Source organism: Bacillus sp. iso_77 (assembly GCF_056173625.1).
The window spans coordinates 1,515,960-1,541,923 of the sequence record NZ_CM149683.1; the positions used below are offsets into that span (position 1 = coordinate 1,515,960).

Here is a 25,964-nt window from a genome sequence, read left to right on the forward strand (position 1 = left end):
CAGCATGAGTAAAATTGCTTTTTTATTCCCAGGCCAAGGCTCTCAAAAAATTGGCATGGGAAAAGATTTATTTGACCAAGAAGCAGCATCTAAAGCTGTGTTTGAAGAAGCAGATCAGACCCTTGGTTTTGATTTATCTTCAATGATTTTTGAAGGAGATGCAGAAGAACTGACGCTGACATATAATGCACAGCCAGCTCTTTTAACGACAAGCATCGCGATCTTAAAGAAGTTTGAAGAGAGCGGAATCAAAGCAGATTATGCAGCAGGGCACAGCCTGGGTGAATATACAGCCCTTGTTGCAGCGGGAGCTCTTTCGTTTAAAGATGCCGTTTACGCAGTGAGAAAGCGCGGCGAATTAATGAATGAAGCCGTTCCAGCAGGAGAAGGCGCAATGGCGGCGATTCTTGGCTTAGACCAAGCAGCGCTTGTAGAAGTGACAAAAGAAGTGACAGAAAGCGGTCATCTTGTAGAACTTGCGAACTTAAACTGTCCGGGCCAAATCGTCATCTCTGGTACAGCAAAAGGTGTGGAACTTGCATCAGAGAAAGCGAAAGAAAAGGGCGCAAAACGTGCAATTCCACTTGAAGTGAGTGGACCTTTCCATTCTGCATTAATGAAACCAGCAGCTGAAAAATTCACAGATGTATTATCTAAATTAGACATTTCTGATGCCGCGACGCCAGTGATTTCAAACGTAACAGCAGACATCGTGACATCACGTAATGAAATTGAAACGAAGCTGATTGAACAATTGTATTCTCCTGTTCGATTTGAAGAAAGTGTAGAACGCCTGATTGACTTAGGCGTGACAACATTTATTGAAATTGGTCCTGGTAAAGTGCTCTCAGGTCTTGTGAAAAAAGTCAATCGCCGCCTGACGACCATTTCCGTATCAGATCAAGCAACAATTGAAGCAGCCATTCAAACACTCAAGGGGGATTCTTGATGCTTACAAATAAAACAGCCGTTGTCACAGGTGCATCTCGCGGTATTGGTCGTTCGATTGCGATCGATTTGGCGAAAAAAGGTGCCAATGTTGTGGTGAACTATTCAGGCAACGAAGCAAAAGCAAATGAAGTCGTAGATGAGATCAAAGCACTTGGCCAGCAGGCTTTTGCTGTCAAAGCGGATGTGTCAAATGCAGAAGAAGTACAGGCATTAATGAAACAAGCCGTTGATACATTTGGTTCAATCGACATTCTTGTGAATAATGCTGGAATTACAAAGGACAACCTGCTCATGAGAATGAAAGAAAATGAATGGGATGATGTCATTAACATAAACTTAAAAGGTGTCTTCAACTGTACAAAAGCTGTGACACGTCAAATGATGAAACAGCGCAGCGGAAGAATCATCAATGTAGCATCTGTTGTCGGCGTTTGCGGAAACCCTGGACAAGCAAACTACGTTGCAGCAAAAGCTGGTGTGATCGGTTTAACGAAAACAACAGCGAAAGAGCTGGCCAGCCGTCATATTACAGTCAATGCCGTAGCACCAGGCTTTATTTCTACTGATATGACTGACAAGCTTGATGAGAATGTTCAAACAGAAATGCTTAAGCAAATCCCGCTCGCACGCTTTGGTGCGCCTGAAGATATAAGCAACGTTGTTGTCTTTTTAGCTTCAGAAGGAGCAGGTTATATTACAGGCCAAACCATCCAAGTGGATGGCGGAATGGTTATGTCCTAAGAAATATCAAAATTTCGTTACGTTTTCTCTAGTTTTTTAAAAACGAATCAACTATAATACTTTGAGGGGAGGTGAAAGGCAATGGCAGACGTATTAGAGCGTGTATCAAAAATTATTGTAGACCGCCTTGGCGTTGATGAGGCTGACGTGAAAATGGAAGCTTCATTTAAAGAAGATTTAGGCGCTGATTCCCTTGATGTAGTTGAGCTAGTTATGGAACTTGAAGATGAGTTCGATATGGAAATTTCTGACGAAGATGCTGAAAAAATTGCAACAGTCGGTGACGCTGTGAACTACATAAATAGCCAGCAATAAGCGTAACAAAGTCCCGTCTATTTTCATGGCGGGACTTTGAAAATTTATGTTAGTTTCAACATATTCAGCTGATCAATTGTCAGCCTTTTTCAGATGCTAAGGAGCACGGTTTCCTTGCATGTAGAAAGAGAGACTCCATATAATCAGTATCCTTAAAGGCGATGACGCCTACCTGGAGGTTGCTATGCCAAAACACTATAAAGACAAACAGAAACAGAGCAAAAAACTAGAGCAATTCAGAGAATTTCAGCAGCGCATTTCTGTACACTTTAAAAATGAAAAACTACTCTATCAAGCCTTTACACATTCCTCTTATGTGAATGAGCATCGGAAAAAACCTTATGAGGATAATGAAAGACTTGAATTTTTAGGGGACGCTGTTTTAGAATTGACGATCTCACAGTTCTTATTTGCAAAGTATCCAGCCATGAGCGAGGGAGATTTAACAAAATTGAGAGCGGCGATCGTATGTGAGCCATCACTTGTGTCATTAGCACATGAGCTGTCCTTCGGAGACCTTGTTCTTTTAGGAAAAGGGGAAGAAATGACAGGCGGCAGAAAGCGTCCGGCACTCTTAGCAGACGTATTTGAGGCGTTTATCGGAGCGCTTTATTTAGATCAAGGACTTGAGCCTGTTGAACGATTCCTAGAAGCCTATGTGTACCCGAAAATTAATGACGGGGCATTCTCACATGTTATGGACTTTAAAAGCCAGCTTCAAGAATTTGTTCAGCGAGATGGAAAAGGTGTACTTGAATACCGAATCCTGCATGAAAAAGGCCCAGCACATAACCGGGAATTTGAAGCCAATGTATCCCTTAGAGGAGAAGTGCTCGGAATTGGAAATGGCCGTTCAAAAAAAGAAGCGGAACAGCATGCTGCACAGGAAGCACTTGCTAAATTACAGAAACATCATATGAACCAATAAAATCCCCCTCGTGATTCAGGGGGATTTCACTCTGTTTTCCATCATCTTTTTTCAGTTCATATGGTAAGATAATAGTACTTTAAATACATAAGGAGGATCACTCTCATGTTCCTCAAACGTTTAGACGTGATAGGATTCAAATCTTTCGCACAGCGGGTGACTGTAGACTTTGTCAAAGGGGTTACAGCTGTTGTTGGACCAAACGGAAGCGGCAAAAGTAATATTACTGATGCGATCCGCTGGGTACTTGGAGAGCAATCAGCAAAAAGCCTCCGCGGAGGAAAAATGGAAGACATCATTTTTGCAGGAAGTGACTCAAGAAAACGAGTCAACTTAGCAGAAGTGACATTAACGCTCGATAACGAAGATCACTTTTTGCCGATCGATTTTCACGAAGTCAGTGTGACAAGAAGAGTCTATCGTTCTGGAGAAAGTGAATTTCTCATTAACAATCAATCTGTCCGCTTAAAGGATATTATTGATCTTTTCATGGATTCAGGTCTTGGAAAAGAAGCTTTTTCGATCATCAGCCAAGGTAAGGTAGAAGAGATTCTATCGAGTAAAGCTGAAGAAAGACGCAGCATCTTTGAAGAAGCAGCTGGTGTCCTGAAATATAAAACAAGAAAGAAAAAAGCCGAGAATAAACTGTTTGAAACGCAGGACAACTTAAACCGGGTAGAAGATATTCTGCATGAACTAGAAGATCAAGTAGAACCACTAAGAATGCAGGCATCTATTGCAAAAGACTATCTGCAAAAGAAAGAAGAACTTGAAAATGTAGAAATTGCTCTCACCGTCCATGATATTGAAGCACTGCACAAAAAATGGACAACACTTGGTGAAGCTGTCGAGCGGTTCAAACAAGATGAAATGAAGCAGTCCACAGACATTCAAGCGAAGGAAGCCAAAATCGAAGAATCGAGAGACCGTATTCAGGCACTTGACGATTCGATTCATGACCTTCAAGAAGTCCTCCTTTTCACAAGTGAAGAACTAGAAAAACTTGAAGGGAAAAAAGAAGTTCTAAAAGAACGGAAAAAAAATGCGGCCGCTAACCAAGGGCAGCTAGAAGACACGCTCGTGCGTTTAACCGAAAAACAGGCGTTGTTAACGGAAAAGATTGAACAGCAGAAAGTCACACGTGACAGCCTGCAAACAGAAGTGCAGCAGCTAAAAGATGAAGTGAAAACAAAACAGCATCAGCTGTCTCTTCATAGTGAAGATGTGGAAGGGCAAATTGAACAGCTGAAAAGCGATTATTTTGACCTATTAAACGAGCAAGCTTCTATCCGAAACGAACGTAAATTACTAGAAGAACAGCAGCGCCAAGCAGCCTTGCAGCTAGAGCGGTTAACGCAAAATAATCAGAAACATATCGAAGAACGGGTATCTGTGAAGGAAAAGAAAACAGAAGCCGAGAAGCAACTTTCAGAACGAGAAGAAGACATTTTGGCTCAGGTGAAACGCTTTAGAGAAGCGGAACAAAAGCTAGAGCAGATGAAACGTCAATACGAGAAAAAAGAAACGGCACTTTACCAAGCCTATCAATATGTACAGCAGGCAAAATCTAAAAAAGAAATGCTTGAATCCATGCAGGAAGACTTCTCAGGATTTTTCCAAGGAGTGAAAGAGGTTTTAAAGGCAAAGGACCGGTTAGGCGGTATTCACGGGGCGATTGCAGAGCTGATTCAAACAGAGCAGCAACATGAAACAGCGATTGAAATTGCACTTGGCGCAGCCACGCAGCATGTCATTACTGAAAATGAAGCGGCTGCCAGACAGGCCATTGGATACTTAAAGCAGCATTCCTTTGGGCGTGCGACCTTCCTGCCGATGAACGTCATCAAAGAACGAACCATTCAGTTCAGAGATATTCAAACAGCTGAGCAGCATGACGCATTTATCGGCGTAGCGAGTCAGCTCGTTTCCTTTGACGAAAAGTATGAAAAAGTCATTCGGAATTTGCTTGGAACAGTCCTAATCGTGAAAGACTTAAAAGGTGCCAATGAGCTAGCGAAAATGCTAGGACATCGTTATCGTATCGTGACCCTTGATGGGGACGTGGTGAACCCAGGCGGTTCAATGACTGGGGGAGGCGTAAAGAAAAAGAACAATTCCCTCCTGTCCAGAAACCGAGAGATTGAAACATTAACAAAGCAGCTCGTTGAAATGGAAGAAAAAACAACGATCCTTGAAAAAGAAACAAAAGAAACGAAGCAATCGATTGCCGAAAGCGAAGTCCAATTAAATGAATTGCGTCAGCGCGGCGAAATGCTTCGAGAAAAGCAGCAAGAGTTAAAAGGGACATTATATGAACTGCAAGTAGCTGAAAAAAATATTAACGCTCATCTAGAGCTCTATGATCAAGAAAAAGAAGAGTTGCAGCAGCGCTCTAGCGAACTTGCGAGCAAGGATAAAGAGCAGGCAGCCCTTGAAACATCTATAGGTGAGAAACTGACCTCTCTTGACGAAGAGATCAACACGTTAACAAAACGGAAGCAGACCCAAAGCTCAACGAAAGAAACCATTTCTTCCGAGTTAACAGAGCTGAAAATCTCGCTTGCCAAAAAAGAGCAGTCTTTAGCAAATGAACAAGAAAAACTGTCGAGCTTAACGGCTGAATTAGAAGAGGCTGAAAAGACGCTGACGGAAACAAAAGAAGATTTGTCCCTCTTAACAAGTGAAATGTCATCCAGCTCAAACGGCGCCGAACAACTGGAAGAAGCGGCAAAAGAGAAACTGGAACATAAAAACAAAACGACAGCGCTTATCTCAGAGCGACGCAAACAGCGCCTTGCTCTTTCTGAAACATTAGAATTCGCTGAACGTGAACTGAAAGAGCAAAAACGCCTGTATAAACAGCTCACGACAAGCTTAAAAGATGAAGAAATCAAGCTTGGCCGCATGGAAGTTGAACTTGATAACCTCATCGCCTATTTAAACGAAGAGTATGCCCTTTCGTTTGAAGGAGCAAAAGAAATGTATCATCTGACGCTATCGCCGGATGAAGCAAGAAAACGCGTGAAATTGATCAAACTAGCCATTGAAGAGCTTGGAACAGTGAACTTAGGCAGCATTGACGAGTATGAACGTGTGAATGAACGTTTTCTCTTCTTAACTGAACAGCGCAATGATCTGACAGAAGCGAAAAATACGTTATTCCAAGTCATTGAAGAAATGGATCAGGAGATGACGAAACGTTTCTCTGAGACATTCTCTCAAATCCGCGGGCATTTTGAATCTGTTTTCCAAGCATTATTTGGCGGAGGAAGAGCAGACCTTAAGTTGACAGATCCAAACGATTTACTAAACTCAGGTGTCGATATTGTGGCGCAGCCGCCGGGGAAAAAGCTGCAAAATCTAAGCCTGCTTTCAGGCGGAGAAAGAGCATTAACAGCCATCGCTTTATTATTCTCGATCTTAAAAGTGAGACCAGTTCCATTCTGTGTGCTAGATGAGGTAGAAGCGGCACTTGATGAAGCGAATGTGTTCCGCTTTGCCCAGTATTTAAAGAAATACAGCCAAGAAACACAGTTCATTGTGATTACACACCGAAAAGGAACCATGGAGGAAGCAGATGTTCTGTACGGTGTCACGATGCAGGAGTCAGGTGTCTCAAAACTGGTATCTGTCAAACTAGAGGAAACGAAAGAGCTTGTCCAGTAATTAAAGGAGGTTTTTGAACCCATGAGCTTTTTTAAGAAATTAAAAGAAAAATTTACGCAGCAAACCGATTCAGTATCAGAAAAGTTTAAAGATGGACTTGAAAAAACGAGAAATTCGTTTCAGGGAAAAGTAAATGAACTCATTTCTCGCTATCGTAAAGTGGATGAAGACTTTTTTGAAGAACTAGAAGAAGTGTTAATCGGTGCGGATGTTGGTTTCACGACTGTGATGGAACTGATTGATGAGCTGAAAAAAGAAGTGAAATTAAGAAACATTCAAGACCCAAGTGAAGTACAAGCAGTCATCTCTGAAAAACTCGTGGAGATTTACAATAGCGGTGAGGAACAAATCTCTGAACTGAACATTGAAGACGGCCGTTTAAATATTATTTTATTCGTAGGCGTGAACGGTGTTGGTAAAACCACAACCATTGGTAAGCTGGCAAACAAGCTAAAAAATGAAGGGAAATCCGTCATTTTAGCAGCAGGAGATACGTTCCGTGCGGGGGCGATTGAGCAGCTTGAAGTATGGGGCGAGCGCTCTGGTGTTCCTGTCGTTAAACAAACAGCAGGCTCTGACCCGGCAGCGGTCATCTATGATGCCGTTCAATCAGCTAAAGCCAAAAAAGCAGATGTCTTGATCTGTGATACAGCAGGCAGACTGCAAAACAAAGTCAACTTGATGAAAGAGCTAGAGAAGGTCAAGAGAGTCATTGAACGCGAAGTGCCCGATGCACCGCACGAAGTACTGCTTGCCCTTGATGCGACAACGGGTCAAAATGCGATGGCGCAAGCGAAGGAATTTTCTAAAGCGACAAACGTGACAGGTATCGCTTTAACAAAGCTTGACGGTACTGCAAAAGGCGGGATTGTTCTTGCCATTCGCAATGAGCTCAACATCCCTGTAAAACTTGTCGGATTAGGTGAAAAAGTAGACGATTGCAAGAGTTCGATGCTGAATCGTATGTGTACGGATTATTCTCAGACATGATTGATCAAGAAGACTAATAAAAATGCCGGCAAAACTGCCGGCTTTTTTATTTAAATATCGCCGCAGGAAGTGACAAGATAAAAACTTGACACATAGATCAGAACCGTGTAAACTTAGTTGTTGTAAAGGGAATGAACTTAACAAAGGGGAGAGAGCCCATGACGCTTGAAAAGACAACGAGAATGAACTACTTGTTTGATTTCTATCAATCGTTGTTGACCGCAAAACAAAAGAGCTACATGTCGCTTTACTACCTAGACGATTTTTCCCTCGGTGAAATTGCGGATGAATATGAAGTATCAAGACAGGCTGTTTATGATAATATTAAACGGACTGAAGCGATGCTTGAACAATATGAAGAAAAGCTGCTCTTGTTTAAGAAATTTAAAGAGCGTAAAGAACTTCTCACAAAAATGAGAGAGCTTGTAGCAGATTCCGCGCAAAAGGAAGAAGCAGAAGCTTTAATTGAATCGCTTGAGAAATTAGATTAGGAGGCGGCACAGTATGGCATTTGAAGGATTAGCCGACCGACTGCAGCAGACGATTTCAAAAATCCGCGGCAAAGGAAAAGTGTCAGAGCAAGATGTAAAAGAAATGATGCGCGAGGTACGCCTTGCCCTTCTTGAAGCTGACGTCAATTTTAAAGTAGTCAAAGACTTTGTGAAAAAAGTAAGCGAGCGGGCAGTTGGACAAGAGGTCATGCAAAGTCTTACCCCAGGACAACAGGTCATTAAAGTTGTAAAAGAAGAACTCACTGAATTAATGGGCGGGGAAGAGAGTAAAATCGCTGTAGCGAAAAAATCTCCAACTGTCATTATGATGGTTGGTCTTCAAGGGGCAGGTAAAACGACTACAACTGGAAAGCTTGCCAACTTACTTCGCAAAAAACATAATCGCAAGCCGATGATGGTGGCCGCTGATATTTACAGACCAGCAGCGATCCAGCAGCTTCAAACGCTTGGGAAACAGCTTGATATGCCCGTATTCTCATTAGGTGATCAAGTCAGTCCAGTCGAAATTGCCAAACAGGCAATTGAAAAAGCGAAAGAAGAACATCATGATTATGTCATTTTAGATACAGCAGGACGTCTTCATATTGATGAAGACTTAATGGATGAACTTCAGAAAGTAAAAGAAGTCGCAAATCCAGAAGAGATTTTCCTCGTTGTTGACTCGATGACTGGTCAAGATGCTGTCAATGTCGCAAAAAGCTTTAATGAACAGCTTGGTTTAACAGGTGTCGTTCTGACAAAACTAGACGGTGATACGCGAGGCGGGGCAGCATTGTCAATTCGTGCAGTCACAAATACGCCGATTAAATTCGCCGCACTAGGTGAAAAGCTTGATGCAATTGAACCATTCCATCCAGAGCGGATGGCATCGAGAATTCTTGGCATGGGAGATGTGCTCACACTTATTGAAAAAGCACAAGCAAACGTTGACCAAGATAAAGCGAAAGAGCTTGAACAAAAAATGCGGACAATGAGCTTCACGCTCGATGATTTCCTCGAGCAGCTTGGGCAGGTTCGCAACATGGGTCCACTTGATGAACTGATCCAAATGATGCCGGGAGCCGGTAAAATGAAAGGGCTCAAAAACGTCCAAGTAGACGAAAAGCAGCTCAATCACATCGAAGCGATCATTAAATCAATGACGACCGAAGAAAAAGAACAGCCAGAGGTCATCAATGCAAGCCGAAGAAAACGGATTGCAAAAGGAAGCGGAACATCTGTACAGGAAGTCAATCGCCTTTTAAAACAATTTGACGAAATGAAAAAGATGATGAAGCAAATGACCAATATGTCCAAAGGAAAGAAAAAAGGCGGCTTTAAATTACCATTTATGTAATTGGTTATACATGATAAAACTGTTGTTAAGAAAAAACACTTTACAAACCCTTTTATCATTGTTAATATACTATCTTGTTGAAATATTTTCGGAGGTGCTAGTAAAATGGCAGTAAAAATTCGTTTAAAACGTATGGGATCAAAAAGATCTCCTTTCTATCGTATTGTTGTAGCAGATTCTCGTTCACCACGTGACGGTCGTTTCATCGAAACAGTTGGAACATACAATCCAGTGTTATCACCAGCTGAGGTGAAAATCAACGAAGAATTAGCGCTTAAATGGCTTCAAAATGGTGCGAAACCATCTGATACAGTTCGTAACCTTTTCTCAAGCCAAGGAATTCTTGAAAAATTTCATAATGCGAAAAACAGCAAATAATGAATGAGCTGTCCTTGGAAGAATTGATTGTGTCCATCGTCGAGCCACTTGTTGATTTCCCTGAAGATATTCACGTATCTTCATTAGAAAAAGATGAGCAGGTCATTTACACACTGTCTGTCAATGCTGAAGATACCGGAAAAGTGATCGGAAAGCAGGGACGTACAGCTAAAGCGATACGAACAGTCATGTTTGCAGCAAGTGCAGAGTCTTCTAAGAAAGTTCAACTTGAGATTGCTGACTAAAAAGGGAGAGGGCTTAGGACCTCCCCTTTTTTTACACGTTTAAATCTATTTTTCGTTATACTGTAGAGGACAAATGCCTTCGGATAGGGGGACAAAAAGGAAGATGCAGATCATTCAACATGTCACCGTCATGCAAGTATTAACTGAAAGCAGTAAGGACAAACTGTTAACGACTTTTTTGGAGAAAAAAGAAAGACTAGAACGTGAGTGCAATCAACTATATTTTCAACTCAAAAAGCATGAAAAAGAACCACATCAGCAAGAAGCCATCCCTCAATTTCAAAAAGCCATTGAAAAAAGACAAGAGAAAATGAGGCAAATTGATTTTCAAGTCGAGCAGCTGCATATCTTGCCTCTTGGCAGTGAAATGAAAGAAACAGAAGTGGATGCGCTGATTGAAGTAAAAATAGGTGATAAATGGGATGACAAAATGCAAGACAATGTCATCGTCGTGAAAGACGGCACCATTGTGGAAATACGTCAGGGGTGATTGAGAACATGGAGCTAGAATGGTTGAATGTCGGAAAGATCGTCAATACACATGGAGTGCGCGGAGAAGTACGTGTTGTGTCAAAGACTGATTTCCCAGAAGAACGCTACAAAAAAGGCAGCGTCCTTTATATTTTCAAACAAAATCAAAAAGAACCGCTAAAAGTGACTGTCGCATCACATAGACAGCACAAACAATTTGATTTACTGACATTTGAAGAAGTCGGCTCGTTAAATGAAGCTGAGCAATTAAAAGAGTCGATTTTAAAAGTAGAAAAAGAACATCTTGGTTCATTAGATGAAGGGGAATTCTATTTCCACGAAATCATCGGCTGTGAAGTATATGATGAAGAGGACAAACTGATTGGTCAAATCAAAGAGATTTTAACGCCAGGGGCAAATGATGTATGGGTGGTTGGAAGAAAAGGCAAAAAAGATGCCCTCATCCCTTATATTCCATCTGTCGTCAAAACAGTTGATATTTCATCCAAGAAAGTACACATTGAAGTGATGGAAGGACTCATTGACGAATGAAAATTGACTTTTTAACACTGTTTCCTGAAATGTTTGAAGGAGTGCTTCACTCATCGATCTAAAAAAAGCTCAGGAAAAAGATGCGGTCTCATTTGATGTCGTGAATTTTAGGGAGTATTCCGATCATAAACATAAAACAGTGGATGACTATCCGTATGGCGGCGGTGCTGGCATGGTTCTGAAAGCACAGCCTGTATTTGATGCGGTAGAAGATTTAACGAAAAAAGCAAACAAGAAGCCCCGCATTATTCTTGTCTGTCCTCAAGGAGAAAGATATACACAAAAGAAAGCAGAAGAGCTTGCAAAAGAAGAGCATCTTATGTTCATTTGCGGCCACTATGAAGGCTACGATGAGCGCATCAGGGAGCATCTTGTCACAGATGAAATCTCAATCGGAGATTTCGTTCTCACAGGCGGAGAGCTGCCGGCGATGATGATTGCAGACAGTGTGGTCAGGCTTTTGCCTCATGTGCTTGGAAAAGAAGCGTCTCATATCGAAGATTCATTTAGTACAGGTCTGCTTGAGCATCCGCACTATACAAGACCAGCTGATTATAAAGGATTGAAAGTACCAGATGTGCTTCTCTCTGGAAATCATGCCAAAATTGAAGAGTGGCGGCGTAAAGAATCGTTGAAGCGAACCTATACAAGACGGCCAGATTTGATCGATTCTTGCAAAACATTAACGGATGAAGAAAAAAGATGGCTTTGGCAGCTTCATAATGACTAGATTGTATTGCACAAGGTATACAGGTGTGGTATGATACTACTTGTGACTTGGACGGCTTGCCGATTCAAGTTTGAAAACGATGTTCCGCTGCAATGAAGAAAGAGGACATGAGCATCTGTTGGAAGGAGTTGAAAACGATGCAACAATTGATTGAAGAAATCACAAAAGAACAATTACGCACTGATCTTCCTGCGTTCCGTCCTGGTGACACTTTACGTGTACACGTGAAAGTTGTCGAGGGTACTCGTGAGCGTATCCAGATCTTTGAAGGTGTTGTAATTAAGCGTCGTGGTGGTGGAATCAGCGAAACTTTCACAGTTCGTAAGATCTCTTACGGTGTAGGCGTTGAGCGTACATTCCCTGTACACACACCAAAAATCGCTAAGATCGAAGTTGTACGTCACGGTAAGGTACGTCGTGCGAAACTTTACTACCTACGTGAACTTCGCGGTAAAGCGGCTCGTATCAAAGAAATCAGACGATAATGATATCAAAAGAAAGAGCTTGTTACCTGTAACAGGCTCTTTTTTTGTACAATGTATAGAGACAACCGTTAGAAGAGAGAAGGTGCACATATGACAATTCAATGGTTTCCAGGCCATATGGCAAAAGCAAGACGGGAAGTCACAGAAAAACTAAAGCTCATCGACATCGTATTTGAATTAACCGATGCAAGAATTCCGATGTCCTCTAGAAACCCAATGATTGAAGAAATCCTCCAAAACAAACCGAAAATTATGCTTTTGAACAAAGCAGATAAAGCAGATCCTCGTATGACAAAAGAGTGGCAGGCACACTTTGAAGCGCAAGGTGTACGGTCACTTGCCATTAATTCTGTCGATGGACAAGGGTTAAATCAAATCATTACGACATCAAAAGAAATCTTAAAAGAAAAGTTCGATCGAATGAAAGCAAAAGGTGTTAAGCCGCGTGCCATTCGAGCTTTGATTATTGGAATTCCCAATGTCGGCAAATCAACGCTGATCAATCGGTTGGCAAAGAAAAATATTGCGAAAACAGGAGATCGACCTGGTATTACGACGTCACAGCAATGGGTGAAGGTAGGAAAAGAACTTGAACTGCTCGATACCCCCGGAATTCTCTGGCCGAAATTTGAAGATGAACAAGTAGGTCTTAGGCTGGCCGTCACTGGAGCGATTAAAGACTCTATCATCAACTTGCAGGATGTCGCAGTGTATGCGCTCCGCTTTTTAGAAGAGCACTATCCAGAGCGGTTAAAAAAACGCTATGATTTAGCAGAAATACCTGAAGATACAGTTGAGCTGTTTGATGCCATTGGCACAAAACGCGGCTGTCTGATGAGTGGAGGATTCATTAATTACGACAAAACGACCGAAATCATTATTCGGGATATTCGAACGGAAAAATTTGGTCCCCTCACTTTTGAGAAGCCTGAAAGCTAAAAGACACGCAGCTCATGCGGGTCTTTATTTTTTGCGAAAAACTGCCGATATAAAGAAGGAGGCTGCGGAAAAGCCAATGTACACGGTCAAACAAATAAAAGAATTAATAGAACAACATGCTGACGACGAGTCATACATTCGTGAACTATTGAAAGACGATACAAGAAAAAGTGTCCATAAGCTGATGGACAAATGGAACAAAGAGAGAGAAAAGCAGCAAGAACTACGTGCAGCATGGAAGCAAATGCTGCAATTTGAAACCAAAGCAAGAGCGCAAGGATACAATTGTATTGCAGGCATAGATGAAGCAGGAAGAGGACCACTTGCTGGCCCAGTTGTTGCGGCAGCTGTGATATTAAAAGAAGATACCGTCCTACTCGGTTTAAATGATTCAAAACAGCTATCTGAGAAAAAAAGAATGACCTATTATGAGCTCATTCAAAAGGAAGCACTCGACATCGGCATCGGCATTGTTGATGCGGCAACGATTGACGAAATAAATATATACGAAGCATCAAGACTGGCGATGGTGAAGGCTGTAAAGCAGCTCACTCACACACCTGATTATCTACTCATAGATGCGATGACGCTCCCGCTTCCTACTCAACAGGAGAATATCATCAAAGGAGATGCTAAAAGCGCATCCATCGCAGCTGGTGCATGTATTGCCAAAGTGACAAGGGACAAAATGATGGAAGAGTATGGACGCCAGTACCCTGAGTATCAATTTGAAAAACATAAAGGGTATGGAACGAAAGAGCACCTGGCTGCCATTCAAACACATGGCGCCACACCTATCCACCGGTTATCATTTGCACCAGTGAAATCTGTTATTTCATAAATATTTTGACACAAGGAGGCTGCCTGTGATGACAAGAGTTGAAGATATACATACTGCACTGAATAGTCGGCTGAATACAGCAGAATCTGTTCCGCTTAACACGGAAGGAAAGGAAAATATTCACCGGCTCATTCTCGGCAAAGTACTGAAAATGCTTGGGGATGATACAGCACTTGTTCAAATAGGTTCGACCAAAATCAAAGCGCAGCTAGCGGCTCAGCTAAAAGCCGATTCTTTCTACTGGTTCCAATTAGAACAAGAAGGTGGAGGCAGTCTGAGTAAATTAAGACCTGTTCAGCAATTTGACCAAGATCCTAAAACATTAAAGGATGCCGCAGCTAAACTACTAGAAGGTCTGTCGCTTAAAAATGGACTTGAACAAATGTTAACAGCTACAGCCTTTTTAAAAGAAAAACCGGTCATCAACGAAGCAGAGTTAAAAACGGCAGTAAAATGGATTGAACAACTTCAAGGTGCGGATATCAAAAAAGGCCTGCAAGCACTTCTTTTTGCTTTAAAGAAAGATTTGCCGATTCAACAAGGAGTACTCCAATCAATATTAGCGATGAAATCCCCCTCTACACTTCATCAGGATGTGACAGCACTGCTAGATCGATTAACACAGCTTCCGAAGCAATCAGAAGCCACACAGGCTCTTACACAGGCCGTTCGTACGGTTGTAAATGCTGAGACAACTGTTCATGCAGAAAAGCTCTTATCGGTGCTTCTAGGAGCAAAAGAAGGTCAAACGAAGCAAGGAGAAAGCTTGCAGCAGGTGCAGCCTCATGTCAATCCGGCTCAGCAAACAAAGCAGAGCCAGCCCGCCGCTATACAAGGGCGACAGGTGGATACAGTGAATCAGAACAGCGTGCAGCAATTATTAAGTCCAAAACAGCTCCCGCTTCAGCAAATAGAACGCATTCTGACAAGCATCACAAAGCAAGGCACAGACGGACAGCAGCAGCTTGATGTAAAACAACTCACATCACTGGTTCAAGCAGTCCAGCAGGCAGGGCCACAGGCTGACGCAAAGGCAGCCGTGCTTCAAAAGGAATTTCCGTTTCTTTCAAAAACAGAGGCGAACGCATTGGCAAAGGTCATTCAGCAGACTGAACCAGCATTAAGCAATAAAACCGATGTACTCGATTTACTGATGACGATGAAAAAAGCGATAGGTGTACGAGATGAAATTGGGATGCTGAAATTACTGGAAAAGGGCAGCCAAGATGTCAAAAGCCAAGAGCTTCACCAATTAAAGATGGTTTTAAATGATGCAAGGCAAGCTGATGTTCCGGAACCCGTAAAAAAAGAAATGGATCAATTATTCCATAGATTAAATGGGCAGTTACTAGTGCATCAGGAAAACCAAACAGTTAGTCAAATGATGGTTTCTTACCCTCTTTTCTCAAAACATAGTGTTCAAGATTTAACCTTTATTCTAAAAGGGCATAAGAAAAAAGATGGCTCTATTGATATTTCTCAGTGCCGTTTAATGTTTTATTTAAACATGGAGAACTTAGAAGAAACGTTAATAGACTGTACGATTCAGCAAAAAGTGATGTCAATTACAGTCGAGACGGCTCACGAACTTCAAGGGACCATTAATCCAATGATTCCAGCTGTTCGAGAGAATTTAAATGCCCTAGGGTATAGTTTAACGGGGATTACAGCGAAAAAGAGAGAAGAGCCAATTGATCCGTCTGACTTTCTAGATGAACACTTTCATAAAATCAGCGAGAAAGGGCTGGACTTACGAGTATGAAAGATTCAAAACCGCTTAGAAGAGCGGTCGCTCTACACTATGATGAAGAAAAACAAAAAGCGCCAAAAGTCGTTGCAACAGGCAGCGGCTATGTGGCTGATCATATTATTGAAGAAGCCCAAAAAGCTGGCGTCCCTATCCAAGAAGACCGTAATTTAGTAGAACTGATGCGCCACTTAACGCTCGATGAGGAAATCCCAGAAGCGTTATACGATACTGTAGCAGAAATATTTTCATTTATCTATCGGTTGGATCAAAAAATGAAAAAATAAGGTAAAATAAGTGTTTTGACTGAAAAATTTATATTTTTAATAAAATAAAAGTTTGAATGTTTAGAAGGATTTTACGATTTTACATAGAACCCTAGACATTCTCTTTTTTATTCTTTAAAATGAAAGCGCAGTCTATTTTATAATTTTTGTTTCTACATATGTTGGGAGGATGGGAAATGAATATCCATGAGTACCAAGGAAAAGAAATCCTAAGAAAATATGGGGTTTCAGTTCCAAATGGTAAAGTAGCATTTACACCTGATGAAGCAGTGAAAGCATCAGAAGAGCTAGGAAGCTCTGTATATGTCGTAAAAGCACAGATTCATGCAGGCGGCCGTGGTAAAGCAGGTGGGGTAAAAATTGCAAAAACAAAAGATGAAGTGAAAGGGTTTGCAGAGGAATTGCTCGGCAAGACACTTGTCACACATCAAACAGGGCCTGAAGGGCGCGAAATAAAACGCTTACTTATTGAAGAAGGCTGCGATATTCAAAAAGAGTACTATGTAGGACTCGTTTTGGATAGAGCGACATCAAGAATTGTTTTGATGGCTTCTGAAGAAGGCGGTACTGAAATTGAAGAAGTAGCAGAAAAAACGCCAGAAAAAATCGTGAAAGTGGTCATCGACCCAGCGATTGGTCTCCAAGCCTATCAGGCGAGAGAAGTTGCGTTTAAAATTAATATTCCAACAAAATTAGTTGGTCAAGCTGTTAAGTTTATGACAAGCCTTTACAATGCGTTTATTGAAAAGGATTGTTCGATTGCCGAGATAAATCCTCTTGTTGTAACAGGTGATGGAAAAGTCATGGCACTTGACGCAAAATTAAACTTTGATAGCAATGCCTTATATAGACAAAAAGATATATTAGAATACCGTGACCTTGATGAAGAAGATCCAAAAGAGATTGAAGCATCTAAATATGACCTAAGCTACATTTCTCTAGATGGGAATATTGGCTGTATGGTGAATGGAGCAGGCCTTGCGATGTCTACAATGGATATCATCAAGCATTACGGCGGGGACCCTGCAAACTTCCTTGATGTTGGCGGCGGTGCAACTGCTGAAAAAGTAACGGAAGCATTTAAAATCATCTTATCTGATCAAAATGTCAAAGGGATTTTCGTGAACATTTTTGGCGGCATCATGAAATGTGATGTCATCGCAGAAGGTGTTGTTGAAGCGACGAAACAAGTCGGCTTAACATTACCACTCGTTGTACGTCTTGAAGGAACAAACGTTGAATTAGGGAAGAAAATCCTGAGTGATTCAGGCTTAAATATCACTTCTGCTGAGTCTATGGCTGACGGGGCAGAAAAGATCGTATCTTTAGTCAAGTAGAGCAGAAAGGCAGGGAACCTAAATGAGTGTATTTATTAATAAAAATACGAGAGTAATTGTTCAGGGGATTACCGGTTCAACCGCATTATTCCATACAAAACAAATGATTGAGTATGGAACAAATATCGTTGGCGGTGTCACACCTGGAAAAGGTGGAACTGAAGTAGAGGGAGTTCCTGTATTTAATACTGTATCTGAAGCAGTACAGACAACTGGAGCAAATGCTTCTGTTATCTATGTACCAGCACCATTTGCAGCAGACGCCATTTTAGAGGCTGTTGATGCAGAAGTGGATCTAGTGATTTGTATCACAGAACACATTCCAGTTCTGGATATGGTTAAAGTGAAACGCTATATGGAAGGTAAGAAGACAAGACTTGTTGGACCGAACTGTCCTGGCGTGATTACACCTGAAGAATGTAAAATTGGCATCATGCCTGGCTACATTCATAAAAAAGGTCATGTTGGTGTTGTGTCTCGTTCTGGAACGCTTACATATGAAGCGGTACATCAACTTTCGGAGGCTGGTGTTGGTCAATCAACAGCTGTAGGAATTGGCGGAGACCCTGTCAATGGCACGAACTTTATTGATGTATTAAAAGCCTTCAATGAAGATCCTGAAACGCATGCTGTGATCATGATTGGTGAAATCGGTGGTACTGCTGAAGAAGAAGCAGCTGAATGGGTAAAAGCAAATATGACCAAGCCGGTTGTTGGCTTTATTGGCGGTAAAACAGCGCCTCCAGGAAAACGTATGGGACATGCTGGTGCCATTATTTCTGGTGGTAAAGGAACTGCTGATGAAAAAGTAAAAACAATGCGTGAATGTGGAATTGAAGTGGCAGAGACACCATCTGTCATGGGAGAAACCTTAATTAAAGTGTTAAAAGAGAAGAATCTCTTCGAAGCTTGTAAAACGCATTAATGACACAAGAAGACTTGTTCTTTGACAAGTCTTCTTCTTTCTATCTTAAACTGGAGGAATGGTATGTACAACGTGTCCGAAAGAATGATTTTTCACCGCTTAAAAGGCCTCATCTCACCCTCTTTGTTAACAAAATGGTGGAAAGTCGATCCTGAGCTATATATAAATGAAGAAACACATCATTTCAAACAGGATCGATCATTACAAAAGATCGACTTTACCCGCTTACAACAAGCTGAAGAAAATGAATTCCCCATTTTTCAACACATCGTTCAAGCCTATTTAAAGCAAAATATTCACATGATTCCCATCACATCACCTTTATATCCCAGCTCACTAAAACACATTTATGATCCTCCCCCAGTATTATTCCTAAAAGGAAACGTTACCTATTTAAATGAAGAAAAAAGTTTAGGTGTAGTAGGTACACGAGTGCCATCCTCTTATGGAGAAGCGTGCGTGAAGAAACTTGTTGGAGAACTTGTAGAGGAAGATTGGATGATTGTGAGTGGTTTAGCAAAAGGAATTGATGGACTTGCACACAAAGAGTGCATAAGAAAAAAAGGAAAAACGATTGGTGTTGTAGCTGGCGGCTTTCAACATGTATATCCAAAAGAACATGTGCAAATGGCTCAATATATGGGAGAACATCATTTACTGTTGTCAGAGCATCCGCCTTATATCAAACCAGAAAAATGGCATTTTCCAATGAGAAACCGATTAATTAGTGCCCTGACAAGAGGAACCATCGTGGTCCAGTGCAAAGAAAAGAGCGGTTCGCTTATTACAGCCTACCAGGCATTAGAGCAAGGAAAAGAAGTGTTTGCTGTTGCAGGATCGATCTTTGATTCTAATTCTATAGGTCCAGCTAGACTGATTCAGCAAGGTGCCAAGCTTGTTCATTCAACGAAGGATATTTTAGAGGAATTCTCCTTGAGTGGTGTTCAATATACTGAACTCCCATAAAAATATCGTTTGACAAAAGACATCGGAATATTTAATAATAGTGAGGATTTAAGTTTACACTTTGTTTTTCGTGTTTATAATGATGTTCATCATAAAGAATTTTTAACGATTGCCTGTTAGATAGGTGCAATTAACATAAATATAAATTTGTGAAATGGATAAAGAGAGAACACCTCTTAAGGGGGATTTTGAGTATGGCTGATTATTTAGTCATCGTTGAGTCGCCAGCAAAGGCGAAAACGATTGAGCGTTATTTAGGAAAAAAGTATAAAGTAAAGGCTTCAATGGGGCATGTAAGGGATTTACCGAAAAGTCAGCTTGGTGTTGACACTGAGCATGACTTCGAACCGAGATATATTACGATTCGAGGAAAAGGTCCAGTCTTAAAAGAATTAAAAACAGCAGCGAAAAAAGCAAAAAAAGTATATCTCGCAGCTGACCCCGACAGAGAGGGAGAAGCGATTGCTTGGCATTTAGCCCACAGCCTTGACCTTGACCTCTCTTCAGATTGCCGCGTTGTCTTTAACGAGATTACAAAAGATGCAATTAAAGATTCCTTTAAACATCCACGTATGATCGATATGGACTTGGTTGATGCGCAGCAGGCAAGACGAATCTTAGATCGTCTCGTTGGATATAAAATCAGCCCAATTTTATGGAAGAAAGTCAAAAAGGGCTTAAGCGCCGGTCGTGTTCAATCAGTTGCACTCCGCCTGATTATTGACCGCGAGAATGAAATTAATGAATTCAAACCAGAAGAATACTGGACAATTGATGGTACCTTCCTAAAAGGGAAAGAAAGCTTTGAAGCGAGTTTCTTTGGCGTAAATGGCAAAAAACATCCGCTAAAAACAAAAGAAGATGTAAAAGAAATCCTTTCGAAATTAAAAGGAAGCAAGTTTTCTGTTGAAAAAGTGACGAAAAAAGAACGTAAACGCAACCCAGCTGTTCCGTTTACAACATCTACCTTACAACAAGAGGCAGCGAGAAAACTAAACTTCCGTGCGAAGAAAACGATGATGATTGCACAGCAATTATATGAAGGAATTGATCTTGGTAAAGAAGGTACAGTAGGTCTCATTACATATATGAGAACGGACTCGACACGTATTTCCAATACGGCAATTGAAGAAGTATCTGCTTTCATTGATCAAACGTATGGCAAGAATTTCTTGAATACAACAAAACGTACTGCCAAAAAGAACGAAAATGCACAGGATGCTCACGAAGCCATCCGTCCGACTTCTACGCTAAGAAAACCAGCAGATGTCAAACACGTGCTAAGCAGAGATCAGCTTCGTCTTTATAAATTGATTTGGGAACGTTTTGTGGCAAGCCAAATGGCACCAGCTGTTCTTGATACAATGAGTGTGGATCTTGAAAATAACGGGCTTACTTTCCGTGCAAATGGAAGTAAGGTGAAATTCCCTGGATTTATGAAAGTATATGTTGAAGGGAAGGACGACCAGTTAGAAGAAAAGGACAAAATGCTTCCTGATCTGAAAGAGGGAGATACCGTTCTTTCAAAAGATATTGAACCAGAGCAGCACTTTACGCAGCCGCCTCCACGCTACACTGAGGCTAGACTTGTCAAAACCCTTGAAGAGCTAGGTATCGGCCGCCCATCGACGTATGCACCAACATTAGATACCATTCAAAAGCGCGGCTACGTGGCACTTGATAACAAACGGTTTATTCCAACAGAGCTTGGAGAGATTGTGCTCAACTTAATTATTGAATTCTTCCCTGAAATCATTAACGTAGAATTTACTGCGAAAATGGAAAAAGAACTTGATAGCGTTGAAGAAGGTACGATTGAATGGGTACGCATTATCGACAGTTTCTATCAAGATTTTGCAAAACGGGTAGAAAAAGCAGAAGCAGAGATGCAGGAAGTTGAGATCGAGCCTGAATACGCCGGAGTTGATTGCGAAGAGTGTGGTCATCCAATGGTGTACAAAATGGGGAGATACGGTAAGTTCATGGCATGTTCTAATTTCCCTGACTGCCGTAACACAAAACCAATTGTCAAAGATATTGGTGTCAAATGCCCGACTTGTCACGAAGGAAATATCGTTGAACGGAAATCTAAGAAGCGCCGCATTTTTTACGGTTGCGATCGTTTTCCAGAGTGTGAATTCGTCTCTTGGGACAAACCAATTGAAAGAAAGTGTCCAAAATGCGAAAATATGCTTGTAGAGAAAAAGCTGAAAAAAGGCATTCAAGTTCAATGTGTGAACTGTGATTATAAAGAGGAACAACAAAAATAGCGGTGAGCAACCTTGTTCACCTGCTTTTTTATGTCATCAAATAGAACTTACGAAATAGGAGAGTTGTACAATGAGTCAATTTGTAAATGTGATCGGAGCAGGTTTAGCAGGAAGTGAAGCGGCATGGCAAATTGCCAAGCGCGGAATTCAAGTTCATCTGTATGAAATGAGACCTGTTAAACAAACACCAGCTCACCACACTGATAAATTTGCGGAGCTCGTATGCAGTAACTCATTGCGTGCGAACGCTTTAACAAACGCAGTAGGTGTACTAAAGGAAGAAATGCGTCATTTAGATTCAGCAATCATCGCAGCAGCAGATGAAAGCTCGGTTCCTGCTGGTGGAGCGCTTGCAGTAGATCGTCATGAATTTGCAGCTAACGTCACAGACCGCGTGAAAAATCACCCGAATGTGACGGTCTTTCAAGAAGAAGTGCAAAGCATTCCAGAAGGTCCGACGATTATCGCAACGGGTCCTCTAACATCAGAAGCACTTTCAAAAGAATTAAAATCCTTAACAGGTGAAGAGTATTTATATTTCTACGATGCAGCAGCGCCGATCCTCGAGAAAGACAGCATCGATATGGATAAAGTGTACTTGAAATCACGTTATGATAAAGGGGAAGCGGCTTATTTAAACTGTCCGATGACAGAAGAAGAATTCGATCGTTTTTATGAGGCGCTCATTTCTGCTGAAACTGTGCCGTTAAAAGAGTTCGAAAAAGAAATCTTCTTCGAAGGCTGTATGCCCATTGAAGTCATGGCCAAAAGAGGGAAAAAAACCATGTTGTTTGGCCCGATGAAACCAGTTGGACTTGAAGATCCAAAAACAGGGAAAAGACCTTACGCTGTTGTTCAATTAAGACAGGATGATGCAGCAGGTACTTTATATAATATTGTTGGGTTCCAAACACATCTAAAATGGGGCGATCAAAAGGAAGTATTCCGTTTGATCCCAGGTCTTGAAGAGGCAGAGATTGTTCGCTATGGTGTGATGCACCGTAATACATTTATTAACTCGCCAAGCCTTCTAAAACCGACATATCAATTTAAAAATAGAGACGACTTATTCTTTGCCGGACAAATGACTGGTGTTGAAGGATATGTTGAGTCCGCGGCTTCAGGACTAGTGGCTGGAATCAACGCAGCTCGTTTTGTTAAAGGAGAAGAGCTTGTGACACTTCCAGAAGAAACAGCGATTGGCAGTATGGCTTACTACATCACATCAACAAACAAGAAAAGCTTCCAGCCGATGAATGCAAACTTTGGCTTGCTGAAAGATCTTGGCGTTCGAATTAAAAACAAACAAGAGCGCTATGCAGAGTACGCTAAACGCGCAATCGAAACTATTCAAACTATTTCGAAATCTCTGTAGTAAAACATTGCACGGGAAGCAAGATATGTGATACCATTTAAAAGCCTTAAAGAGGTGTAAAAATGACAGATAAACAGCGTCTTGTCCACTTATTCATTGAATATTTGCAGATTGAAAAGAACTATTCAGCTTTAACGATCTCGGGTTATACTGAGGCGATTGAAGAGTTTGTCAGATTTATGAACATTCAAGGAATAGACGGTTTTGAAGAGGTATCCTATCAAGATACGAGAATTTATTTAACAGAAGCTTATGAAAAAGGCCTTACAAGAAGAACGATTAGTAAGAAAGTCTCTGCACTTCGCAGCTTTTATAAATTTTTATTAAGAGAACAGCTTGTGAAAGAAAATCCTTTTTTACTCGTTAGCTTACCAAAGCAGGATAAGCGAATTCCTTCATTTTTGTATGAAGAGGAGCTAAAAGAGCTATTTACAGTTTCTGATGTAAATACACCGCTTGGTCAAAGAAATCAAGCCATTTTAGAACTTCTTTATGCAACAGGTATGAGGGTCAGTGAGTTATGTTCATTAAAAGAATCTGATCTTGATTTATCGATGGATACAGTGCTTGTTCATGGGAAAGGCAGCAAACAACGGTATGTACCTTTCGGCTCTTATGCACATGAAGCGCTCTCCACATATTTAGAGGATGGAAGGCAGAAGCTGAAAGTGAAGGGAAAGGATCGTGCTGATTCACATGTGTTTTTGAATCAGCGCGGAGCTCCTCTTACAGACAGAGGCGTTCGATTCATTCTAACTGAATTAATGAAAAAGGCGTCTGGCACATTACATATCCATCCTCACATGTTAAGGCACACCTTTGCTACGCATCTTTTAAACGAGGGAGCGGATTTAAGAAGTGTTCAAGAACTTCTCGGTCACTCAAATTTATCATCAACACAGGTGTACACGCATGTATCAAAAGATTCTTTAAGAAAAACGTACATGTCTCATCACCCAAGGGCTTTTAAACGATCCTAAAAGGAGGTTTTTTCATGTCATCATTTCATGCAACCACAATCTTTGCCGTTCAACATAAAGGAAAAAGTGCGATGGCTGGAGACGGTCAAGTCACTTTTGGGCAGGCTGTCGTCATGAAACACACAGCAAAAAAAGTGCGCCGTCTTTTCGGAGGCAAAGTACTCGCAGGTTTTGCTGGTTCAGTTGCAGATGCATTTACACTCTTTGAGAAGTTTGAAACGAAGCTTGAAGAATACGGTGGTAACCTAAAACGAGCAGCTGTAGAACTGGCGAAAGAATGGCGAAGTGACAAGATGCTCAGACAGCTTGAGGCCATGCTGATCGTCATGAATAAAGAAAGCATCCTGCTCGTATCTGGAACAGGAGAGGTCATCGAGCCAGACGATGGCATTTTGGCTATCGGGTCAGGCGGTAACTACGCGCTTAGCGCCGGGAGAGCACTCAAAAAACATGCAGGTGACCATCTCTCAGCTCGAGAGATTGCAAAGGCGGCTCTTGAAACGGCCGGAGAAATCTGTGTCTACACGAACGATCAAATCACTTTAGAAGAGCTTGAATAGAAAGGACATGAGACGTATGGAGAAAAAGCCGTTCACCCCAAGAGAGATAGTTGAAAAGCTCGATCAGTACATTATTGGTCAGCTTGATGCGAAAAAAGCAGTGGCGGTGGCTTTAAGAAACCGTTACAGAAGAAGTCTTTTACATGATAAGCTAAAGGATGAAGTCGTTCCTAAAAACATCTTAATGATTGGTCCGACAGGTGTGGGGAAAACAGAAATTGCCCGCAGAATTGCAAGGATTTCTGGTGCACCTTTCATTAAAGTGGAAGCGACGAAGTTTACTGAAGTTGGATATGTCGGACGTGACGTAGAATCAATGGTCAGAGATTTAGTGGAAACAGCAATCAGACTAGTCAAAGAAGAAAAAATGAAGGATGTTCAAGAAGAAGCGGAAAAACAAGCAAACAAACGGCTTGTTCATCTACTTGTTCCTGGAAAGAAAAAAAGTCAGTCTGTGAAAAATCCTTTTGAGATGCTGTTTGGTGGTTCTGATGCTGATGAAAGTGATCGAGATCACTCAAGTGAAGAAGTAGAACTTGAGTCGACGAGAAAACGCATTGCGCACCAGCTGGCGATGGGTGAACTTGAAGACCATTACGTCACGATTGAAGTCGAAGAGCAGCAGCCTTCCATGTTTGATATGCTTCAAGGCTCGGGTATGGAGCAAATGGGTATGAACATGCAGGATGCGCTTAGCAATCTCATGCCTAAAAAGAAAAAACGCAGAAAGCTGACCGTCAGAGAAGCGAGAAAAGCGTTAACTGCTGAGGAAGCTTCAAAACTGATTGATATGGATGAAGTCGGTCAGGAAGCCGTGCAAAAAGCAGAGCAGCAAGGAATAATCTTTATCGATGAAATCGATAAAATTGCCAAAAGCGGTGGTGCATCGTCTGCAGATGTTTCTCGTGAAGGGGTTCAACGTGATATTTTACCGATTGTAGAAGGTTCCACTGTGATGACGAAGTATGGGGCTGTGAAAACAGATCATGTTCTATTTGTAGCAGCAGGCGCTTTTCATATGGCGAAACCCTCGGATTTGATTCCAGAGCTTCAAGGACGCTTCCCAATCCGTGTAGAATTAGATAAATTAAGTATAGAAGACTTTGTGAAAATCTTAACGGAACCAGATAACGCGTTATTAAAGCAATATAAGGCTCTACTTGAAACAGAAGGTATATCTCTTGAATTTTCTGACGATGCTATTCATAAGATTGCCGAAGTGGCTTATCACGTCAATCAGGAGACGGATAACATCGGTGCAAGAAGGCTTCACACCATACTTGAGAAGCTGCTAGAAGAGCTCTCATTTGAGGCGCCTGATATTACGATGGAAACAGTGACCATTACCCCTCAGTATGTAGAAGAGAAGCTAGGAAAGATTGCAAATAATAAAGACTTAAGTCAATTTATACTTTAACAAATGAATAAAGTAATCTA

General features: G+C 41.4%; 24 protein-coding genes and 2 pseudogenes. All 26 read left to right on the forward strand.

What is annotated here, in order from left to right; translation table 11 throughout:
- The first annotated feature begins 4 nt into the window (after positions 1-4).
- The 26 genes and pseudogenes from fabD to hslU all read left to right on the forward strand — a co-directional run bounded on the left by fabD (position 5) and on the right by hslU (position 25,944).
- On the forward strand, positions 5-949 hold the full coding sequence (gene fabD / locus AC0VYC_RS07695; RefSeq protein ID WP_045034254.1) for an ACP S-malonyltransferase: 945 nt from the start codon (positions 5-7) through the stop codon (positions 947-949).
- On the forward strand, positions 949-1,692 hold the full coding sequence (gene fabG, locus AC0VYC_RS07700) for a 3-oxoacyl-[acyl-carrier-protein] reductase (protein ID WP_008344855.1): 744 nt from the start codon (positions 949-951) through the stop codon (positions 1,690-1,692). Before fabD ends, fabG begins: the two co-directional genes overlap by 1 nt.
- 81 nt (positions 1,693-1,773) lie before the next feature.
- The gene (gene acpP, locus AC0VYC_RS07705; protein ID WP_003212028.1) at positions 1,774-2,007 is read left to right on the forward strand and encodes an acyl carrier protein; all 234 of its coding nucleotides are present in this window, start codon (positions 1,774-1,776) and stop codon (positions 2,005-2,007) included.
- Between the two features lie 184 nt (positions 2,008-2,191).
- Positions 2,192-2,935 (forward strand): ribonuclease III, encoded by a 744-nt coding sequence (gene rnc, locus AC0VYC_RS07710; protein WP_017367233.1) that lies wholly within the window; start codon positions 2,192-2,194, stop codon positions 2,933-2,935.
- Between the two features lie 105 nt (positions 2,936-3,040).
- Positions 3,041-6,601, forward strand: coding sequence for a chromosome segregation protein SMC (gene smc / locus AC0VYC_RS07715; RefSeq protein WP_268373280.1), 3,561 nt, complete (start codon positions 3,041-3,043; stop codon positions 6,599-6,601).
- Positions 6,602-6,622: 21 nt separating this feature from the next.
- Positions 6,623-7,608 (forward strand): annotated as a pseudogene (gene ftsY / locus AC0VYC_RS07720) (signal recognition particle-docking protein FtsY).
- Positions 7,609-7,749: 141 nt separating this feature from the next.
- Positions 7,750-8,082 (forward strand): putative DNA-binding protein, encoded by a 333-nt coding sequence (locus AC0VYC_RS07725; RefSeq protein ID WP_008344844.1) that lies wholly within the window; start codon positions 7,750-7,752, stop codon positions 8,080-8,082.
- Positions 8,083-8,095: 13 nt separating this feature from the next.
- On the forward strand, positions 8,096-9,439 hold the full coding sequence (ffh, locus tag AC0VYC_RS07730; RefSeq protein WP_008344842.1) for a signal recognition particle protein: 1,344 nt from the start codon (positions 8,096-8,098) through the stop codon (positions 9,437-9,439).
- Positions 9,440-9,544: 105 nt separating this feature from the next.
- Complete coding sequence (rpsP, locus tag AC0VYC_RS07735) at positions 9,545-9,817, forward strand: 30S ribosomal protein S16 (protein WP_003212139.1); 273 nt, start codon at positions 9,545-9,547, stop codon at positions 9,815-9,817.
- Positions 9,817-10,062 carry a KH domain-containing protein gene (locus tag AC0VYC_RS07740; RefSeq protein WP_012009937.1) on the forward strand — a complete coding sequence of 82 codons (246 nt, stop codon included), beginning with the start codon at positions 9,817-9,819 and terminating at the stop codon, positions 10,060-10,062. Before rpsP ends, AC0VYC_RS07740 begins: the two co-directional genes overlap by 1 nt.
- 103 nt (positions 10,063-10,165) lie before the next feature.
- A complete protein-coding gene (locus AC0VYC_RS07745; protein ID WP_008344839.1) occupies positions 10,166-10,552 on the forward strand; it encodes a YlqD family protein in 387 nt (128 codons plus the stop codon).
- A gap of 8 nt (positions 10,553-10,560) precedes the next feature.
- Entirely contained in the window at positions 10,561-11,085 is a 525-nt protein-coding gene (gene rimM, locus AC0VYC_RS07750; protein WP_007499637.1) for a ribosome maturation factor RimM, read from the forward strand.
- Positions 11,082-11,815, forward strand: a pseudogene (gene trmD, locus AC0VYC_RS07755) (tRNA (guanosine(37)-N1)-methyltransferase TrmD). Before rimM ends, trmD begins: the two are co-directional and overlap by 4 nt.
- A gap of 137 nt (positions 11,816-11,952) precedes the next feature.
- Complete coding sequence (rplS, locus tag AC0VYC_RS07760; RefSeq protein WP_008344834.1) at positions 11,953-12,300, forward strand: 50S ribosomal protein L19; 348 nt, start codon at positions 11,953-11,955, stop codon at positions 12,298-12,300.
- A gap of 90 nt (positions 12,301-12,390) precedes the next feature.
- A complete protein-coding gene (gene ylqF / locus AC0VYC_RS07765; protein ID WP_007499632.1) occupies positions 12,391-13,239 on the forward strand; it encodes a ribosome biogenesis GTPase YlqF in 849 nt (282 codons plus the stop codon).
- 76 nt (positions 13,240-13,315) lie between these two features.
- Positions 13,316-14,080 carry a ribonuclease HII gene (locus tag AC0VYC_RS07770; protein ID WP_058337357.1) on the forward strand — a complete coding sequence of 255 codons (765 nt, stop codon included), beginning with the start codon at positions 13,316-13,318 and terminating at the stop codon, positions 14,078-14,080.
- A 28-nt stretch (positions 14,081-14,108) separates the two neighbouring features.
- Entirely contained in the window at positions 14,109-15,842 is a 1,734-nt protein-coding gene (locus AC0VYC_RS07775) for a glycosyltransferase (protein ID WP_160757709.1), read from the forward strand.
- Positions 15,839-16,114, forward strand: coding sequence for a FlhB-like flagellar biosynthesis protein (locus AC0VYC_RS07780; RefSeq protein WP_008344827.1), 276 nt, complete (start codon positions 15,839-15,841; stop codon positions 16,112-16,114). Before AC0VYC_RS07775 ends, AC0VYC_RS07780 begins: the two co-directional genes overlap by 4 nt.
- 176 nt (positions 16,115-16,290) lie before the next feature.
- Entirely contained in the window at positions 16,291-17,451 is a 1,161-nt protein-coding gene (gene sucC / locus AC0VYC_RS07785; protein WP_008344824.1) for an ADP-forming succinate--CoA ligase subunit beta, read from the forward strand.
- Between the two features lie 22 nt (positions 17,452-17,473).
- Entirely contained in the window at positions 17,474-18,376 is a 903-nt protein-coding gene (sucD, locus tag AC0VYC_RS07790; RefSeq protein WP_007499624.1) for a succinate--CoA ligase subunit alpha, read from the forward strand.
- 63 nt (positions 18,377-18,439) lie between these two features.
- Positions 18,440-19,342 carry a DNA-processing protein DprA gene (dprA, locus tag AC0VYC_RS07795; RefSeq protein WP_024720349.1) on the forward strand — a complete coding sequence of 301 codons (903 nt, stop codon included), beginning with the start codon at positions 18,440-18,442 and terminating at the stop codon, positions 19,340-19,342.
- A 194-nt stretch (positions 19,343-19,536) separates the two neighbouring features.
- Positions 19,537-21,612 carry a type I DNA topoisomerase gene (gene topA / locus AC0VYC_RS07800; protein ID WP_008344821.1) on the forward strand — a complete coding sequence of 692 codons (2,076 nt, stop codon included), beginning with the start codon at positions 19,537-19,539 and terminating at the stop codon, positions 21,610-21,612.
- A 70-nt stretch (positions 21,613-21,682) separates the two neighbouring features.
- On the forward strand, positions 21,683-22,987 hold the full coding sequence (trmFO, locus tag AC0VYC_RS07805; protein WP_427237613.1) for an FADH(2)-oxidizing methylenetetrahydrofolate--tRNA-(uracil(54)-C(5))-methyltransferase TrmFO: 1,305 nt from the start codon (positions 21,683-21,685) through the stop codon (positions 22,985-22,987).
- 62 nt (positions 22,988-23,049) lie between these two features.
- The gene (gene xerC, locus AC0VYC_RS07810; protein ID WP_007499616.1) at positions 23,050-23,967 is read left to right on the forward strand and encodes a tyrosine recombinase XerC; all 918 of its coding nucleotides are present in this window, start codon (positions 23,050-23,052) and stop codon (positions 23,965-23,967) included.
- Between the two features lie 14 nt (positions 23,968-23,981).
- Complete coding sequence (gene hslV, locus AC0VYC_RS07815) at positions 23,982-24,527, forward strand: ATP-dependent protease subunit HslV (RefSeq protein ID WP_007499614.1); 546 nt, start codon at positions 23,982-23,984, stop codon at positions 24,525-24,527.
- Positions 24,528-24,543: 16 nt separating this feature from the next.
- On the forward strand, positions 24,544-25,944 hold the full coding sequence (gene hslU / locus AC0VYC_RS07820) for an HslU--HslV peptidase ATPase subunit (RefSeq protein ID WP_008344818.1): 1,401 nt from the start codon (positions 24,544-24,546) through the stop codon (positions 25,942-25,944).
- Positions 25,945-25,964 lie beyond the last annotated feature (20 nt).